The sequence below is a fragment of the Methyloglobulus sp. genome (genome assembly GCF_046714055.1).
Lineage (GTDB): Bacteria > Pseudomonadota > Gammaproteobacteria > Methylococcales > Methylomonadaceae > Methyloglobulus.
Genome location: NZ_JBKKBJ010000274.1, coordinates 1 through 17197 on the forward strand (window position 1 = coordinate 1; position 17197 = coordinate 17197).

The window sequence follows — 17197 nt, forward strand, 5'->3', positions numbered from 1 at the left end:
TGCCGCTGGCAGTGCAGCTAATCTGCGTCACTATTTGCAAGCGCAGCGGCACTTTGTAGGTGGACAGCCGTTGCCGACAAAATTGTAACACGGCTTTCTCATCCCATTTTGCTTGTTGTCTCAGCACCACTTCCGCACAAACGACTTCCCCCAGCAACGAATGCGCCTGCCCGAATACGCGGCAGGCGACAATATCAGGATGGGTGTTTAATACCAATTCAATTTCTTCAGGAAAAGCCTTATACCCAGACACATTAATCATGGTTTTTTCGCGGCCACAAATAGTCACGCGGCCATCGGCCTGGCGTTTGGCGAGATCGCCGGTCAGAAACCAGCCGCAGATCATGACCTGCGCCGAAGTTTGCCAGGGTTTCAGATAAGCATCAAACAGTCCAGGGCCACGGATAGCCAGCCGTCCAATCTGCCCTTCTGACATCGGCACGTTATCATCGTCCAGCAAGGCCACGCTAAAGCCAGCGGTTGGGTAACCTACGCTTTGCGGGTCTGTATATCCAGATAGGCTATCCAGTAACGGCAATCCGGCTTCAATAATGCCGTAAGCCTGAGTCACCGGAACATTAAAGCGACGCGTAAACGCATCGGCGATAGCGGGAGGGATTGCCGATGACGCGGAAATAGCGTATTTAAGGGTCGGCATCTGCTCTCCCGACGAATCCGCAGCCAATAAACGAAAATGCATCGGTGCTGCATATAGCATCGTGGCACGGTGTTGGTTGGCATCCTTAATCAATGTCGGTGCCAATAAATCCTTGCAGACAATGATTTTCGCCCCTACGCGGATATAAACCAGGATGCTGACTAAAAAATGAAACGCCATCGGCAATATCCACAATACCGCATCGTTACAGTCCAGTTGTAATGCCTTGCTGGCGTTCTCAACCCGCGCCAAAATACTTCGGTGCGTTAACACGACCCCTTTGCTGTTACCCGTTGTCCCTGATGTGTAACGGATAAAAGCTGCATCGGCTAACGGTGTAATCGGTGTTTCAGGTGCGGCATTAGTCCAGGTAAAGCGTAATGTTTGCGCTGATAACGATATAAACACACTATTGCCATCCACGGGCACCACACCGGATTGGTCATCCAATACCGCATGGACGCCAGTGTCCAGCAATATTTGCGTTATTTCTGCCGACTTCAATTGATGGGATAGCGGCACGACCACTGCGCCACAACCCATGCCTGCCAACATTGCGGCAACAAAGGCACGACCATTGCGTCCCATCACCGCCAATCCCATGCCTTTGCCTATACCCATTTGCCGCAAGCTGGTTTTTAAGCATTCGGTTTGTGCATATAATTCGTGGTAGCTCATCGAGCCGTATTCATCAACAAGCGCAGTCCGTTCCGGCCAAGCCTTGGCGGCATGTTCGAGCAACTGATAGGCTGAATCCATTAAGCCTCCTCGGCAAAGATCTGTAGTCTACGAATTTTATCAATGGCGGACTGCCAAGTGCCTGTATCACTGAATTCAGCGGCCAGGCATCCTGCCGCATAGCCCGTACCCAGGCAGGTGCCGATCACGCGGGCCGAAGCTATCGCTGCTTCTGTCGCTGATAGACCCCGTCCGGCAAAAAACAGGTTGTCAAGATGGCGGGACACTAGCATACCCGCAGTTACCCAGTAACCATCATCCATGCCGAAATAACGCATCTGCGGCTTGCGTTGCGCCCCCCAGTATTCCATAGGCCAGGCACCCATAGCCACACCGTCATCCGGCTTGGCACAGGTCATCACATGGGTTTCGTCCAATAAATCGAGACCTTGCGAACGCTCACTTGTGCGGATGCCTATTTCGGTGGCCATTGCGCTGATGCTTAGGTTTGCCAGTAACGGCTCGTTACGGTTTAGGTAATCGACAATGCCGACACTACGCGCACGTGCATCCAGCTCATATTGGGTCAAGCACTCATTAGAGCCGTCGAATGGCACAGGCATCCCTAACTTCAACAGCGCTGCGCCATGGGCTACCGAGCCTGGAATGATCGACAGGCGTTCGCAGTGTGGATCTAATCCACCTGCCAGTATACCCCGTTTAATCCAGCGGATCAGCTCCAAAGCCAGTTTGTCCGGTGCTATCTGCGGCAAGCCGCTGACCTGAAACACAAATGCCCCCGCTTGGTAATACGCTTGCTCTATCCTGGCTACATCGGCCAGCATCGATACCTGGGCATTGCCGCTGCAATCGACAACCGCCGCCGGATACACAGTCAACTCTTCAGCCGCTGCCTGTATGCGTAACTCAAGGATACGCCTTGTATCCACCTGCACACCAGTTACCTGCCCTTGCAATAACACATGTACGCCAGTTTGTTGTAGTTGCCGTACCGCTTCCTGATGGAAGACTTCGGGACGATAAGGCAAAAAGTGCAAGCCTTCGGCAAACATGGTTGTTTTTGTCTGACTTTTCGACTGCACGGCTTCGGCAAATTCACGGGCAAAACCTTGTACAGCATAACGTGCCCCAGCCGGATTACGGTAAAAAAGCCCACAAATAGTCCCCACCAGGGCGGTCGTGGCTAAGCCACCTGTAAAACCGTGGCGTTCCACTAGAACGACTTCAGCCCCGGCTTTTGCCGCAGCGACCGCAGCGGCAATACCGGCAGCCCCTGCGCCTACCACGGCTACATCACAGTGCATGGCTCAACTGTGTCTGCCTGCCTAGCAATACGGTGCGTAATTGCGTCAGCAATAGTTCCACTTCAGCCTCATTGAGATCTGGCTCCATATAACCCAAAGTGAGCTGCAATGCCCCTTGGAAGCGGCTGAATACAAAGGTCATGCCAGGTGGGTACATATTGGGTGGATAATGGATGGCTCCGCTAACCGACTGACCGAACACAACATCAAAATCCTGTAATGAATCCCCGGTATCCGAATAAAAAAAACTGGCCATTAATCCCTCCGTAGGCGCTTTTAGCATCCGGCGATAAAAAAAGCCCGGCATCCGCCGTAAAAAATCCAGCATAATCGTGTAATGACTAGGACTTTCAGAACGCATCAGCGCTTTCATTTGCCCGATCAATTCGGCGGTACACGTGGGCACATCATCTAAGACCGCGTTCGGGATGCGATAAAAAAGAAAGCTCACCTGACTGCCTAATACCGCTCCTGGTGCGCCCCGCTTGCGTCGGTCTAAGGGTACCGGCACCAGCACATCGCCATTATCGACACCGCGTTGTTTCTGCACTTGCGCTACCGAATACGCAGTTGCGGCAAGATAAAAGGCGCTGGCCAAAAAACCGGCATTCAGTTGCCTAGCCCGTTCGTTGATCGTAAGGGTTTGTTGTGGCGTGAACGACAATACGCGATAACGCGCCAGCGGCAAAATGCGACAAAATGCCTTCGGCTTAAGGGTACTTTTTTTATACAGCGACAGCAACGGCACAGACGCCGTATCGTAAAGGAATTGCTTCATCTCCAAGGCAATGTTCGCCCGACTTTTTAAAGGCAACTTAACGTCCTCATCCGCTACCCAGTCCGGTTGCTTTAAGGCGTTTGTCGCCCCTAAATAACGGATAAATAACTCGCCCCCATGGGCATCCATTAAGGCATGATGCCAAGTAAAGACCACTAATGAACCCGTGCCTGCAAGCTGTAACAAATCAATTTTAAACGCAGATTGATTGTTAATATCCAAGGCCGCCGATAACAAATGATCTGGTGGCGTGCTGCCGCTTGCCAGTCGATATTCGTTAATCGTCGGTAATGCTGCCTTTGCGGCTAGCGTCCATTTTGCCAGACTGAACGGCAGCCCTTTTGTCAAGCGTAACTGGCATAGCGACTGATAAGCCGGACGGTTGGCTAGCTGATGGCGCAAGTCCTCAAGTGTCAGCCGTTCCGGCAAGGTCACTACAAAGGTGCAAACATTGCGTTTGCCACTGGATTTCCACATGAGCCTATCCAATTGCAAACAGAAATAATCTGCGCCATTCAGCGTTATGCTGTCAGGAAATGGGTTATCCCGTTCAGGCAAATTCATAGAATTACGAATGTCGAATTTCAAATTACGATTTTCTGCTTCTTTCAAATTCTTCATTCGTAATTCTTAATTCGCGATTCGTATGCCATCCTTATTTAATAAGGACACACAATAAGCGCTCAAAACCCTGACATTGGCAATATTTTCTGGTATTAACGCTTCAGCCGGTAATTCCAGCCTGAAACGGCGCTCAATAAACAACACCAATTCCATCAGTGAAAAAGAATCCACGCCAATATGGGACAATTCCGTATCGGGACTCACCACAACGTCACCCGCCAATATATTGTCGCGTAAAAAACCACACAACTGGCTTGCGACTTCCTCAAGGGTAACTTCAGCCTCCATCTTTAATTCCACTATCCATAATTAATGACTCAACATGCCTATTTTATTTTGTAAACATCAGGATTTTGGTCTTTCAAGCCGTAGGTCACCAATAGTCGCAGCACTTTCAAGCTGAACGGGTGACTTGCCGCCGCACCACTGAAAATCCGGAAAACATGGCCGCTAATCCAGGCAAACAGCCAGCGATTGAAGATAGTGTCCTCCAGCGTCTGCCCGACATTGATGCTACTCATTAAGCGGCCATTGTAGTAAAACCCTACAATTTCAAACCAGGCCTTTAAATGCCGCTTGGTGACTGCTTCATACTCAGCCAAAGGCTTGTCCGCCAGGAGGGTGTCAGCCAATTTATAGGCACTGGTCATCGCAATCAACGTGCCGCTGGAACACACAGGATCAATGAAGCCACCAGAATCGCCCAACATGACCCAGTTTTCGCCACACAATTTATCCGAAATGGATTGGTAATTAGAGAAGTGCAATACCTCGGTCACGCGCTGTGCGTCCGGTGCTAGCCTTTGTAACACCGTATCCGTTTTTAGCAAATGATCATATTGCCGCTCAGGGGTTTCTCCTTGTTGCAACGCGTAAGCCTCTGGCACCACGAACCCTAAAGATACGCGACCTGGCAACGGAATGCGCCAGCACCAGCCCTGGTCTATCCGGTCATTATGCACATAACCCGGATCAACCAGTTCAGTCCGGTCTACATGCGCGAATAGCGCCACATCCTGCCGTGGCCCCTTTTGCATAGGAATGTTAAGCAGCCTACCGATCAAATTGGCACGGCCTGCGGCATCGACAATCAAGTCCGGCTTATCCCCGTCCCAACAACCCGCCGCAGCTTGTATCGATTCGGCATCCAATTCAATTCGTCCCGCATCATCAACCCGGAGCAACTGCGCATTACGGGCAATGAGTTTAGCGCCCGCTTGTAGCGCAGCGGCCAATAATGTCGCGTTGAATTGAACCCTGGGCACATTATACGAATAAGACGGAAAATCTTTGGGCATGTCGGCAAACCGAAACATAAAAGCCTCATCAGCATTATAAGTAAAACACGCGCCGGGTTTGTAAACGCTATAGGCAGCCACTTCCGCTTCAACACCCAAATCCTGCAGCATAGGCACAATCATAGGCACTAATGATTCCCCCACCAAAATAGGCGCACGTCCAGGTGTGGCAAAAATAACCACCTTGCAACCTTTCCGGCACAAACGTATCGCTAAGGTACTGGATGCGGGGCCGCCGCCGATAATCGCAATATTTTTTTTAGAACACATCATTTATTATTTCCTCTTTGGGAAGTCCTTTATTGCATTGACATTGCAGGGTCGCTTTCAAGCTTCTGCCAATGCCAGCTTTGTCTGGGTGTTTTAATCTGTAACTGCGTACCCGAACCGGATAGGAATTGTATTAATAATGGAAGCTGTACCGGCTGTTCGCCGTCATAACCGCACGGCCCGTCACGCCTAAATTGTATTCCCAAGCCGTCTCCGCCTTTGGTGATTTTCAACGCGACGGCGCAACTGCTGTCCGTGCTTAATTGAAACGGCTCGGCTGGGTAAAATTCTGGCAACGGCTCGTCATAAAATACTATTAATACCTCTAACGCGCCTTCTTGCAACAATCCCAATGCTTCAAGGAACGCCGAAGCAATCCCGTCTTCCCCGGATGCCAATACAGTCACTTCCGAGGTATTGCCAAATACAATGGAGAACAAGCCAGCGATAGCATTATGTACGGATAGGCTGAACGCAGTAGGCGAAATATCCTCGCCCGCTTCAATCAACTTAATCATGTCCAAAGACTTAGCCAATTCACCGTGTGTAGAGCTAAACACAACAGGTATGCGGTCATTTATACTATCACATTGACTTACCGCGCAAAAAACGGTTTTAGCCAAGGGTGACAAGCGGCGTTTCAAGTTATTCGGGACAAAGGCGAGCAAATTACCCTGCATCTTTCCTAATTCCTGCTCGTTATGCAAGGCTAATGGAGGCCAGACAGCCCAAGCCTGTAAGACAAATTGTAGTGGCGCATTTTTAGGGTTCAACATAAAAACCGCTCTTTTTCCAGGCAGTTGTTCCACCCTCAAGATTAATCAAGTAACGATAACCTAATTCATAAAGGGCCTTTGCGGCTGCATTTCCCATAGGGCCAGCTTCGCAATACAGATAGATAGCTGTATTTCTATTGCTGGGAAACTTGTTTTTGTATTTCTCGATTTCCTTGTAAGGGATAAAAAAGTCAGTGCCTTTTATATGCCGCTGTTCGGGCGTATGAACGTCAACAAGGAATATATCTTCGTTTTGCATGATTCGGTTTAATTCAGGCGCAGTTATGACAGTCAGATATTCTGGCCGTTGAAACATGCAGCCGGTGACGATGAAGATAAAAACCATGATGGGATATTTTTTTTTCATGACGATAGTTCCAAATAAACAAATTGAAAAACAGTGGAATTGTCCTTTATTTGCATTTCTAAAATACCTAGGCACGCCGACTATTTGATCAAGTACTTTAACACTGCGCTGCTTAACAGCGTTGTTAAAAATGCCATCAACACCAACGCTACAAAGATGCGCTGGTCAATAAGGTGATATTCCAGTGCGACGGATGCCAGAATGATTTCGATGGCGCCCCGGGCGTTCAGGCCAACGCCGACCGCTAGTGCATCCCGCCAGTGCATCCCGCCGAACCTGGCACCGAGACCCGCACCTAGAATTTTCCCAAAGCAGGCCACCAAAAAAACCAATACGCATAAGGTAACATCTAGCTGGCTGGAAAAATTGGCCTTAAGCCCTACGGACACAAAGTAAAGCGGGGCAAAAAAGTTTAGGGCAAAAGGCTGGATCATCGAATTGATGGTTTTTTCCTGTACGGGGTCGTGGCCTTGGCTTAAGGCCATACCAGCCAAAAAAGCGCCGAAGATCGCGTGTATGCCAATTTGTTCTGCGCCGACCGCCGCCAGCATAATCAGTAACGAGACAAAGGTCAGTAAGCCGCCGGGCCAGTCCTGAAAAAGGCGGGAGTTGTTCATTATGGGGCGTACTAACCAGCGACCGATAGCCAAAATCAATGCTGTGTAGGTAAGCACTAGGACTAAGGTAGTGAAAACATTCCCCCCCATATTCTCTCGCCCCAGATTACGCAGGATGTACGCAAACAAAAACCAGCCGACCAAATCGTTAATCATCGCGGATGTCATGATGGTCATGCCGACTCTGCTGCCAATCAGGTTCATCTCCATCAGTATCCTGGCAATCACTGGGAGGGCTGAAATGGACAAGGCCGTCCCCATGAACAGGGCGAGCAGCAAAGGATGGTCAGTTTGTCCCCAAAGCGTTGGGAACAGCAAAACCATGCCGAAACCCAGGGCGAAAGGCAGCACACCACCCAATAGGCTGGTCGAGGTAATGAGCCATTTGCTTTTCCGGAAATGGACGAGGTTGACTTCCAGGCCAGCGGCGAACATAAAGAACAGCATTCCCACCTTAAGCAGGGCTTCCATGCTGGTGTTGATGGTTTTATCGGCAGGAAACAGCGTGGCGTAAACGTCGGGGCAGACGGCACCCAGCAAGGTTGACCCCAGCAGGATACCACCGATTATTTCGCCTAGCACAACAGGTTGTGCAAGTTTTTTCATCAGATATCCGAACAGCCAGGCGACCGCTAACATCAAGCCTATTTGCACGAATAATGCATGGAATTGTGAGGGGTTCATTAATTATAGATTGGGGGTATTGTGGCTATCACTTTGGGCTATTACTAAGGACACAAGAGTCGCTTTTGCGGTTGGGACAATGTTTGCGTCTCTGCCTGCCGAGCCATGAACGCTCTATAATACGCGCCGCAACTGATTTTTAGGCTGCTGGGGTCACGCTACGGGATGATGGTTAGGCTTGATAATAATCGGGCAAAGTAAAAAACCCAACAACAAGCCCATCACAACGATGCCTGACAAAATTTTGAGTGATGTGCTTTCTGAAACCATCAGGCTAGCAAAAGCCAAAGCACTGGTCAGCATAGCCGCGCCCATAGCTTGATAGGTCAAGGTAATATCCCCACCACGGTTTTCCTGGTAAAAAATACCGTAATCGACACAAATGGCGACTACCAGTAAAAAACCCACTAAATGCAGGAAACTAATGGCCGCTCCGGTGAATGACCAAACCCCTAAAACAATAAACGCGGACAACACGGCGGGTAATAAGGTTTGTAAGGTATTCAGCAGGTTTTTGTAGCGGCTCATCAGCAACAGGATGATGACTACTAAACCTACGAATAACAATTGTTGCGCCCTGTCCGTAAAATCCCTAGCCATATTGTTAAGCAAGTCCCGTTGGCTAAAATACTGGACACCGTCTAGTGTAGCCAGCGCCGCTTTGACAGCTTCAGGCTGATGTTCAGCCAACCAGATCATGATAAGCGTCTGATTTGCGCCCTGAACTACGCGATTATCAAGCAGTTTTTTTATCGGCGTCGCCAGCACCTGCTCCAAGGTCATGGGCGTAGTTTGGGGGTAATTGAAATGCCCCAGTTTTTCAACCGACAAACCTTGTTGCGTTAAAGCCTGCCGCCAACGCAATAAATGGTAAGGGCTTAGATAGTCCTGCAATAATGCCTGATTCAGCCGTTGTTGTTGCTTTGACAATAGCCACGGATAAAGTCCGTAGTATTCAGTCAAATCCTTTGATTGTTTGAGTTTATCCAATACTTTATAAACCGCTTCACTTTTCTGTAATGCCGCTTCGATATTACTATCGGCAATCAATACGAAGCGTCCAGGTTCTATGCTGGTCATGCGTTCCCGGATACGTTTATCGTTTTGTTTGAGATAATTCAGTTCAGGGGTCAACTCCTGCATATCCTCCATCCAATGCAGTGATTTGAGACCAAGCAATGAGGCCATTAAAAGGACAGCTAATACTCCCATTAACCCAGGTCTAAATCGTTGGCAGAATGTTGCCCAAATAGCCACCAACGGTACATTCAATGGCCTGCTGGATTGGGGTTCTAGTAATCCAGGCAACACAAATCGGGTTAGCAATAAGCTGACAATAATGCCGCTAGTCGCATAAACTGCGACCTGCTGAAAGCCAGGATACCCAGATGCGCCTAATGCAATATACCCGACCAGCGTGGTGATGCCTCCCAATACCATGCTGGGCCAGATTCTGGCGATCACCGACAGCCTTTGCTCCGGTTTGACTGTTTGTGCATGGGCAATAGCATGGATGGGATAGTCGATACAAATCCCCACCAGCGTTGAGCCTATCGCTACTGTCATTCCGTGGACATAACCAAATACCAGTTGCGTTGTTAATATTGCCGCTAAAATAACGATCGATAATATACTGGACACTTGTAATAAGGCGCTGAATGAGCGAAAAACCAGCATAAACAAAATCAGCAGGCCAATAGCGGATAATAGGCTGACTAATTGTATATCCCCTTGAATCAAGGTCTGCGTCGCGACGGCAAAAATGGGGACTCCGGTCATTGCTAACTGGTAGTGTTCTACCGATACGTTATTTGCGTTATTTAAGACATCAAAAGCAGCCCTAATGGCGGTTTGGATTCGCTTCTGTTGTGGCACATCCAAACCGGCCATTGCCGTTTCCAACATTAGGTTGCTATACCCCCGATCCTCTTTTAACGTCTGTTGCATTTGTACGCCCTGCGCCTTAAAGCCATTTAGGGCCAGCAACAAGGGGTCTTGCACAGCCATTTTTTTGACTACAGTTGCTTGTGGCGATAGCAAGGCGTTTTTCAGTAGCTCGGCTCGCTGCATCAAGCCTTGTCCAGAAAATATCTGCGGTAAATCGCGTTTGGGGTCTAGGCTATACCACGCACCCGCATAAGGGCCGTACAGAGTCCGCAGGGTTTCTGGAGCATCCGTATTTTGTCCCGGCGACCACACATCTGTCACGCCGTCGATTGCCTTGAACTGCGTTTTCAGCTTTTGCATAAAGGCTGCTGGCACCGAATGCTGCTGCCCTGAATCAACAGTAATCAGGTAACGCCGTGACAATACGCCGGATTGCATTTCACTGGCGAGCAGGATTTCTTCGGCGTTGTCACCCGCAATAATAAACGCCGAAAGGTCGGTTTTAAAGTGGACACCGGCCATAACTGCCAATGCCAGTAACGGCGGAACCAGATAGAAACCTGTTATGCGCCAGTTCAACAAGCTATTCCCCCAGCAATTCCTGATACAGCTTGTTTATGGTGTCGTTGCTTTTACCGCCGCCGGACTCTTTCTGTAAGTTAAATTCGCTAATGTCGCCATCTTCTTGCATGACGCTGATTTTATTGGCTTGCTGACCGGACAGGCCAGACACGATAATATTTGATACAGATCCAGCCTTGTGCTTAGGCTTCAAGTTCATCGTCCAAGCCTGCGGGCCACTGGAAAACTCAATTTGAAATAAGCTGCGTAATAAAGCCTCATCGGCATTCACTAATGCCTTAAACACGGCAAGCGGAACATTTAACTCATTATCGCCGTCCAGATCCCCTTGATGCCGCACATCATTTTTTGGGTCAAAATAGAACGATTTGTTGCCCTTTATGCCCATCAGCAACCGTTGCGGCCGCAGCTGTTCCCGAATCATAAGATCCGGCGGCAGTGAATACAGATAACCGCTTCCATGCCAGAGTTCGGCCATTAATTTCACGGTACGGGTTTCCTGATAGGCTACCCTGGACGCTGGCTCCGACTTCAGCTTTTGCATTAATGCCAGCAGGGTGTCTGCGGCATAAACACTGCCCATAGCCGTTAAAAACAGGGCAATCCCGCTAAATAATTTAATTTTGGTGCTACTCACTTAACGCTCCTTCATATCCAGAAAAACCTTACGGCCATTAATAATCATTGCCTTAACCGTTGCTTTCGGATCCGGTATCCCCTGGTGAAGGACACTAAGATCAGCAAAACGAATGCGTCGGTAGATATATTCCCCAATGCCCAATACGCCCATCATGGCGTAAATGACAACCCCGTTGTACAGCGCCCACCAAAACCCAGAACCCCAAATCGCCAACACGGTACACACTAACGTATTGGCGGCGAAAAAAGCCGTCCACACCAGGGTTAATTGCCGACAATAAAGGCTGACGGCGGGCGGAAGTTCTGGAAACTGTAAGCGGACAACGCTTTCGATAAAAGGCGGCCCCTTATCCTTGAACAAGGTGCGGCCAAAAAAAACCATCAGCATTAGCTGCACTAACACCGGCAATATTTTAGCCGTGATGGTCTGCACATAATAAGCGCCTAGCAATAAGGCAATAGCGAATAGCGCATTCAATATCCGCGCGGAAAGCTGTTGCGAGACCAACGCACGATATAAACAAAACCCTGAAAAAACAACCGGGGCCAGCCAATTCATGCCGCTTTCTATGCCTTTGTACACCAGATAGGGATAGATTAAAAATAGGCCGACAACAACTATTCCCTTAAGCATTCCGAATGATACAGCCAGCCTATTCTGGGATGTCGCCTTAATCGACAATCTCTGATACCTTGCCGTCTTTGAAATTCACAATGAAGGTGTTATAACGGTGACGCCAGTACACCCACGAGTTGGCATCCAAATTCATGGTCCGTGTGCTAGGTGGATAGCCAATGGCTACTGTTACGGCTTTTTTACGCATCCCTACTGCAACAGTGCCTGCATCGATATGCTCCGTTTCCAGACGGTCAAATTGGGATAAGTTAACTTTTTGCTTGGCAAATAATTTGTTGAATGCCTGGTTAACATTATCTCCCGTATGCTTTTCTATATTTTTGACCACTATTTTCTGACCGGAATCACCCAACTCTATAGAGATGGTTTTTTTACTCATCTCCTGCAGTTTAACTTGTGTATTAACGGGAATAGTTGCGCCGACCTGGTAATTGGTCGTGGGATACGCGTTCTTCTCGTAATGCATCACGACTTGGGTGTAATAAATTCCGCCTTCTGTGACATTGACGGGAAGTTCATTTGTCGATAATTTTTTATTGCACGCCACCAGCGCTAAGCCCAGCATGATAAATATCATGCCACGAATCATTATGATACGCATCACTCACTCCTCTTTTAGTTAAAATAATACCCAGCTTATAGATTTGGGCTTATAAGACTTTAGTCACCTACCGATATTCCGTACCATAGAATAATATGTCTCGCCATAAATGGGTAGCCTAAATTTAAAATGCAGGCAATCACCGCACCATAGTTGCTCAAGTCATAACGCCCCAGCGAAGCGGGGGGCTTGACGGTTGTTAGCAGTCCCAAGGGCTGCCAATTATCGCCGCCTAAAAGTTTCCTTTCTCATCAAATCCCTTGCCGTCCAACTGCCCCTGCTTTTTGATGCAGGCACGAATCTGTGATTCCTCAAAACCCACCGTCGAAACCGCGGAGCCCCTGGCCCAGAAGTTCTCCCCGTTGAAATTTCGCTGCCTACCGCTGAATTGCCGTGCCACTGAAATCGCGCCCTTCCCTTTCATACTAACCAACCACCTCGGCAACAGCATATTCCGGCGGTATCCGTATCAGCATAGGTACATGATCCTGCACCATGTGCCTTTCCACAATTTGGCATCCCTGCCCCGCAAGTTCATGGAACAATGGCCCCAAATATCCCCTTATCTTTCCGTACAACTCCTTTTTCCTGCCTTTCGGCATGAACACAATGTGATATTTGCAATCCCATCTCGAATGGCTTAAGCTTTCATAAGATGAGGTTGTCATTATAGTTTCTCCTTGTGGCCGTCAAGCCCAAGGGAAATTTACAACATCATCTCTTCGTTAACCACCTCTGTACACTGAATCTAAAGGCCAAGCCTTGGGAGTCCACTAGTTGGGAAACGCCCGCCTGTAACGCACTATCACATAGTTCTACTTCAAGGAGGGAATAGGCAGAAATAAGTTGACCCTGAATTCAGTCTATCCAAGGTTGATGCTGTTTTTCTTTCGGTCTTAAATTTCGTTCATATATGATTTTTTGTACAGATTTTTCACAAGCAGCTAAGGCAATCCCAATCAGCGCCAAAGAATGTTGCTTTTCGAGCAGATTGATAGGCATTAAGCTCCGCTCAGAAGAAAGAAAGCGGAGTCTTAACGGCTTTTGTATTTTGGTGGGTCGAACCGAAAACTCCAGCCTGACATCAGAAAGCTGGAGTTTCCATAACTCAATTGAAAAAAATTAATTTTTAGACTTGAGCAAATCCCTGATTTCAGTCAGCTCGTAGGGCGGATTAGACGCGCAAACCCTCCAATCTTCATATACGTAAGGATTTCCCGCGCGTCGTAATCCGCCATTGCTATAAACACCTCAGTTGGCGGATTACGCCGCGCCCAGAGGACAAACAAAACGGATAGACCGCATGTTTGCGCGGCTAATCCGCCCTACAATTTATCCGTCTTACGGCCTTTATTGGATTCCTGAGCTTGGTAAGAATGTCGCTCCAATTAAAGTTTGGATTCCGAAACGCATGAAAACCGACCTAAATACTTTGGGTGAACACGCAGAACTAACAGTCTCGAATTACATACGCGAAATTCTTATATCACGCTTGTTGGGACATGGAATGTTACCTCAGCGCACCACAATGTTTAAGGCATTTCCCACTCAGGCGGCAACTGATTGGGTGGAAGATAAAGAAGCCCCCTGGCGAGAAGTATTTACAACTGAATTTTATGATTACGATATTGTTGTTACTCGAACAGAATGGGTTGATTCCAGTCAAGGAATAGTCAAGTAAGGCCGTAAGGCGGATTGAATGTAGGGAGGATTAGCCGTGCAAACATGCGGTCTATCCGTTTTGTTTGTCCTCTGGGCGGCGTAATCCGCCAACTGCTGTGGTCATCGAAATGGCGGATTTCGACGCGCGTGAAATCTTTACATATATGAGGATCGGAGGATTTGCGCGTCTAATCCGCCCTACCCGACTTTCCACATCTTTATGCGGAGTACGAGGTTTCCATGCGATTAACCCAAAACATTTGCCGCGTTATCTTGCCGAATTCTGCTATCGGCATAATCGAAGGTTTCAACTGGAAGGAATGTTACCCCGCTTTGCTCTTATGTTGTTGTGCGGATGCCCCAAGCCAAGCCGACTGTTGAAATTAGCTGAGGCTTATGGGGGAATCAGCTACCATCATGTTATGGGAAGATGAAACGAAAACTCCAGCCTGACATCAAAAAGCTGGAGTTTCCATAACTCAATTGAACAAAATTAATTTTTAGATTTCAGCAAATCCCTGATTTCAGTCAGCAACAGCTCTTCTTTGGTTGGTTCTGGTGGAGCCGCTGCCTCAGCTTTTTTCAATTTATTGATTAGCTTTATCACCATAAAGATAGCAAACGCGACTATGGTAAAGTCCACCAGTGTTTGAATAAAATTACCATAATTCAACGTTACCGCAGGCACATCGCCAGCCGCTTCTTTAAGGGTTACCGCAAGTTTGGTAAAATCAACCCCGCCCACCATTACTCCAATGGGAGGCATCACTACATCAGCAACAAAAGATGAAACAATCTTGCCAAACGCCGCGCCGACAATAATACCGACGGCCATGTCAATCATATTACCTTGGATGGCAAATTCTTTGAATTCTTTTAACATACTCATAATCACACCCCCATTCCCATGATAAAAGGTTTACTATTGCTTCAACACAGCGCCTTCGGTGGGTTGAATGTTCCTTTGCCCACCCAGCGCCGACGGTTAATTATTAAATGAATACATTGAAAAGTATAGTTTTTTGTTGGTTTTCAAACGCTCGGTTTAATATTTAAGCCCTCATTTTTCGGCTTGTCATAAATTCGTCATATTCAAACGGCTAAAATACTGCGTCTAAACTCGATTATCAAATATGTCCAAAATAAATATCCTTATTGTTGAAGATGAAGCCGCTATCCGAGGGATGTTGACAATCGTCCTTGAACAGGCCGGTTTTACGCCCATAGCAGCGGCAGAAGTCGATTCCGCGCAAAAAATCTTGGCAGACAGTTTCCCCGACCTTATTTTGCTGGACTGGATGTTGCCCGGCGTTAGCGGCGTGGAATGGGCCAGGCGTTTGAAAAAAGACCCCAGCTACCGAGAATTGCCTATCATCTTGTTGACCGCCAGGGGCGAGGAAGAAGATAAGGTGAGGGGGCTTGAGATTGGCGCGGATGACTACCTGACCAAACCCTTTTCGCCCAAAGAGTTGGTGGCAAGGATACGCGCCGTACTCCGCAGGAGCGGTAAATTACAGGGTGCAACACAAATCGCCCTGGGCGATCTCATTCTTGACACCGAGCAACACCGGCTAACTATCGGCGAAAAACAACTGGATGTCAGCCCCACCGAATTCCGGCTAATGCAGTTTTTTATGACCCATCCGGACAAAGTTTTTAGCCGTACCCAGTTGCTCGACCAAGTGTGGGGACGCAGCGTCTATATTGAAGAACGTACCGTCGATGTCCATATCCGCCGCTTGCGCAAAATTCTCGGTGATTATGGCAAGGAAGACTTGGTGCAAACGGTTCGGGGTTTCGGTTATCGGTTTTCATTGCTTGACTAACTAACACGAATGGATGCCTGGAAAAAAGAACTTGGCGTAGCGTTCCTGCTTTTGCTGGGCGTATCACTGGTCGGCGGCATAACGGGATTGTTTATCCCCTTATTATTCCTATTATCAATCAGCCTGTTAATTTGGCAAGTTGTCCAGATTAGCCGCTTTGAACGATGGATAAGTAATGGCGGACGAGGAAAATATCCCAAGGCCAAGGGTATTTGGGAAGACATTTATTATCATGTTTACCTTATCAAAAAAAGCGAAAAAAAACGCAAAAAGAAACTAGGCAAAATCATCGACCAGTTCAGGAAATCAACGGATGCCCTGCCCGATGCCGCCGTCGTCCTGGGCAAGGAAGATGAAATCGAGTGGGCTAACACCGCCGCAAAAAACGTACTGGGTTTGCAATCATCAGACCGGGGGCAACGCATCCCTAACCTTATCCGCTTCCCGGTTTTTGTCCGTTATCTTAAAAGCGGTCTGTTCAACGAATCCATCATTATGCCTTCCCCTACCAACAGCAATATCACCCTGACAGTGAAAATTGTCAGCTATGGCGCGGGGCTACGCCTGTTGCTGGCACAGGATATAACCCAACTACGGAAAATGGAGCAGATGCGAAAAGATTTTGTCGCTAACGTCTCCCACGAGTTAAGGACGCCCTTGACGGTATTAAAAGGCTATCTGGAAACGCTGCAAGAATTGGACGGACCGCTATCGCCGCTATTGACCCACTCATTCCAACAAATGCAAGAGCAGAGTGAACGGATGCAATATTTGATTGATGACTTGCTGCTACTGTCAAACCTTGAGACCCAACCGAAGAAAACCCACTGTGTTGATATACCGGCACTCTTAGGCAAGATCTGCAAAGAAAGCGAAAACATTAACAATAGCGTGGGACGTATCGAACTAACGCTGGAAACCAATGCCCACATCTATGGCGATGAACAGGAGCTGCGTAGCGCGTTTTCCAATCTGGTCGGTAACGCCTTGAAATATTCCCCCAAAGAATCCCCGGTACAAGTACGTTGGCACCAATCCCAACAAAACCTCGTGCTGGATATAGTGGACGAAGGTGAAGGCATTAGCGATACGGAAATCCCACGGATCACCGAACGGTTTTACCGCATTGATGTAAAGCGTGCCCATAAAGTAGCCGGCACCGGATTAGGCCTGGCCATCATCAAACACGTACTGCTACGGCATGATGCCCTTTTAGTTGTCACTAGCGAACTCTACAAAGGCAGCACTTTTAGTTGTTGTTTTCCGGTGGAAAGGAAGTGTTGAAGGA

17 protein-coding genes and 2 pseudogenes are annotated in these 17197 nt (G+C 48.2%); 4 read left to right on the forward strand and 15 right to left on the reverse strand.

The features are described from left to right. The 14 genes and pseudogenes from ACLQ6D_RS16710 to ACLQ6D_RS16775 form a co-directional block, all read right to left on the reverse strand. On the reverse strand, nucleotides 1–1417 hold a 1417-nt coding region (locus ACLQ6D_RS16710; RefSeq protein WP_411728443.1), incomplete at its 3' end, for a class I adenylate-forming enzyme family protein. Continuing rightward, a complete protein-coding gene (locus ACLQ6D_RS16715) occupies nucleotides 1417–2661 on the reverse strand; it encodes an FAD-dependent oxidoreductase (protein ID WP_411728444.1) in 1245 nt (414 codons plus the stop codon). The genes ACLQ6D_RS16715 and ACLQ6D_RS16710, both read right to left, overlap by 1 nt. Continuing rightward, the gene (locus ACLQ6D_RS16720; protein WP_411728445.1) at nucleotides 2651–4060 is read right to left on the reverse strand and encodes a hypothetical protein; all 1410 of its coding nucleotides are present in this window, start codon (nucleotides 4058–4060) and stop codon (nucleotides 2651–2653) included. The genes ACLQ6D_RS16715 and ACLQ6D_RS16720 overlap by 11 nt, the downstream gene beginning before the upstream one ends. A gap of 9 nt (nucleotides 4061–4069) precedes the next feature. Next, complete coding sequence (locus ACLQ6D_RS16725) at nucleotides 4070–4351, reverse strand: acyl carrier protein (protein WP_411728446.1); 282 nt, start codon at nucleotides 4349–4351, stop codon at nucleotides 4070–4072. Nucleotides 4352–4389: 38 nt separating this feature from the next. Continuing rightward, nucleotides 4390–5634, reverse strand: coding sequence for an NAD(P)/FAD-dependent oxidoreductase (locus ACLQ6D_RS16730; RefSeq protein ID WP_411728447.1), 1245 nt, complete (start codon nucleotides 5632–5634; stop codon nucleotides 4390–4392). Nucleotides 5635–5660: 26 nt separating this feature from the next. Beyond that, nucleotides 5661–6407 carry a beta-ketoacyl synthase chain length factor gene (locus tag ACLQ6D_RS16735; protein WP_411728448.1) on the reverse strand — a complete coding sequence of 249 codons (747 nt, stop codon included), beginning with the start codon at nucleotides 6405–6407 and terminating at the stop codon, nucleotides 5661–5663. Beyond that, nucleotides 6394–6774: a rhodanese-like domain-containing protein gene (locus ACLQ6D_RS16740; protein ID WP_411728449.1), complete on the reverse strand. Its 381-nt coding sequence runs from the start codon at nucleotides 6772–6774 to the stop codon at nucleotides 6394–6396. Before ACLQ6D_RS16740 ends, ACLQ6D_RS16735 begins: the two co-directional genes overlap by 14 nt. A gap of 80 nt (nucleotides 6775–6854) precedes the next feature. Continuing rightward, nucleotides 6855–8075 (reverse strand): cation:proton antiporter, encoded by a 1221-nt coding sequence (locus ACLQ6D_RS16745; RefSeq protein ID WP_411728450.1) that lies wholly within the window; start codon nucleotides 8073–8075, stop codon nucleotides 6855–6857. A gap of 153 nt (nucleotides 8076–8228) precedes the next feature. Next, nucleotides 8229–10541 carry an MMPL family transporter gene (locus ACLQ6D_RS16750; protein ID WP_411728451.1) on the reverse strand — a complete coding sequence of 771 codons (2313 nt, stop codon included), beginning with the start codon at nucleotides 10539–10541 and terminating at the stop codon, nucleotides 8229–8231. Nucleotides 10542–10545: 4 nt separating this feature from the next. After that, nucleotides 10546–11181, reverse strand: coding sequence for a LolA family protein (locus ACLQ6D_RS16755; RefSeq protein WP_411728452.1), 636 nt, complete (start codon nucleotides 11179–11181; stop codon nucleotides 10546–10548). Beyond that, nucleotides 11182–11817: a hypothetical protein gene (locus tag ACLQ6D_RS16760; RefSeq protein WP_411728453.1), complete on the reverse strand. Its 636-nt coding sequence runs from the start codon at nucleotides 11815–11817 to the stop codon at nucleotides 11182–11184. It lies immediately after the preceding gene. A 37-nt stretch (nucleotides 11818–11854) separates the two neighbouring features. After that, a complete protein-coding gene (locus ACLQ6D_RS16765; RefSeq protein WP_411728454.1) occupies nucleotides 11855–12421 on the reverse strand; it encodes a hypothetical protein in 567 nt (188 codons plus the stop codon). Nucleotides 12422–12653: 232 nt separating this feature from the next. Next, a pseudogene (gene tnpA / locus ACLQ6D_RS16770) lies at nucleotides 12654–13089 on the reverse strand (IS200/IS605 family transposase). Between the two features lie 190 nt (nucleotides 13090–13279). Then, nucleotides 13280–13423: a hypothetical protein gene (locus ACLQ6D_RS16775; RefSeq protein ID WP_411728455.1), complete on the reverse strand. Its 144-nt coding sequence runs from the start codon at nucleotides 13421–13423 to the stop codon at nucleotides 13280–13282. A 301-nt stretch (nucleotides 13424–13724) separates the two neighbouring features. Here ACLQ6D_RS16775 and ACLQ6D_RS16780 point away from each other — a divergent pair, with 301 nt between their 5' ends. Both ACLQ6D_RS16780 and ACLQ6D_RS16785 read left to right on the forward strand, forming a co-directional pair. Next, a complete protein-coding gene (locus tag ACLQ6D_RS16780; RefSeq protein ID WP_411728456.1) occupies nucleotides 13725–14102 on the forward strand; it encodes a hypothetical protein in 378 nt (125 codons plus the stop codon). 217 nt (nucleotides 14103–14319) lie between these two features. After that, nucleotides 14320–14517, forward strand: a pseudogene (locus ACLQ6D_RS16785) (hypothetical protein); the annotation flags it as partial. 59 nt (nucleotides 14518–14576) lie between these two features. On the opposite strand, the gene mscL reads toward ACLQ6D_RS16785, so the two are convergent. Then, the gene (gene mscL / locus ACLQ6D_RS16790) at nucleotides 14577–14972 is read right to left on the reverse strand and encodes a large-conductance mechanosensitive channel protein MscL (protein WP_411728457.1); all 396 of its coding nucleotides are present in this window, start codon (nucleotides 14970–14972) and stop codon (nucleotides 14577–14579) included. A gap of 244 nt (nucleotides 14973–15216) precedes the next feature. Between mscL and phoB the strand changes: the two genes are divergently transcribed. Both phoB and phoR read left to right on the forward strand, forming a co-directional pair. After that, nucleotides 15217–15909 (forward strand): phosphate regulon transcriptional regulator PhoB, encoded by a 693-nt coding sequence (gene phoB / locus ACLQ6D_RS16795; RefSeq protein WP_411728458.1) that lies wholly within the window; start codon nucleotides 15217–15219, stop codon nucleotides 15907–15909. Between the two features lie 9 nt (nucleotides 15910–15918). Further along, the gene (gene phoR, locus ACLQ6D_RS16800) at nucleotides 15919–17193 is read left to right on the forward strand and encodes a phosphate regulon sensor histidine kinase PhoR (RefSeq protein WP_411728459.1); all 1275 of its coding nucleotides are present in this window, start codon (nucleotides 15919–15921) and stop codon (nucleotides 17191–17193) included. Nucleotides 17194–17197 lie beyond the last annotated feature (4 nt).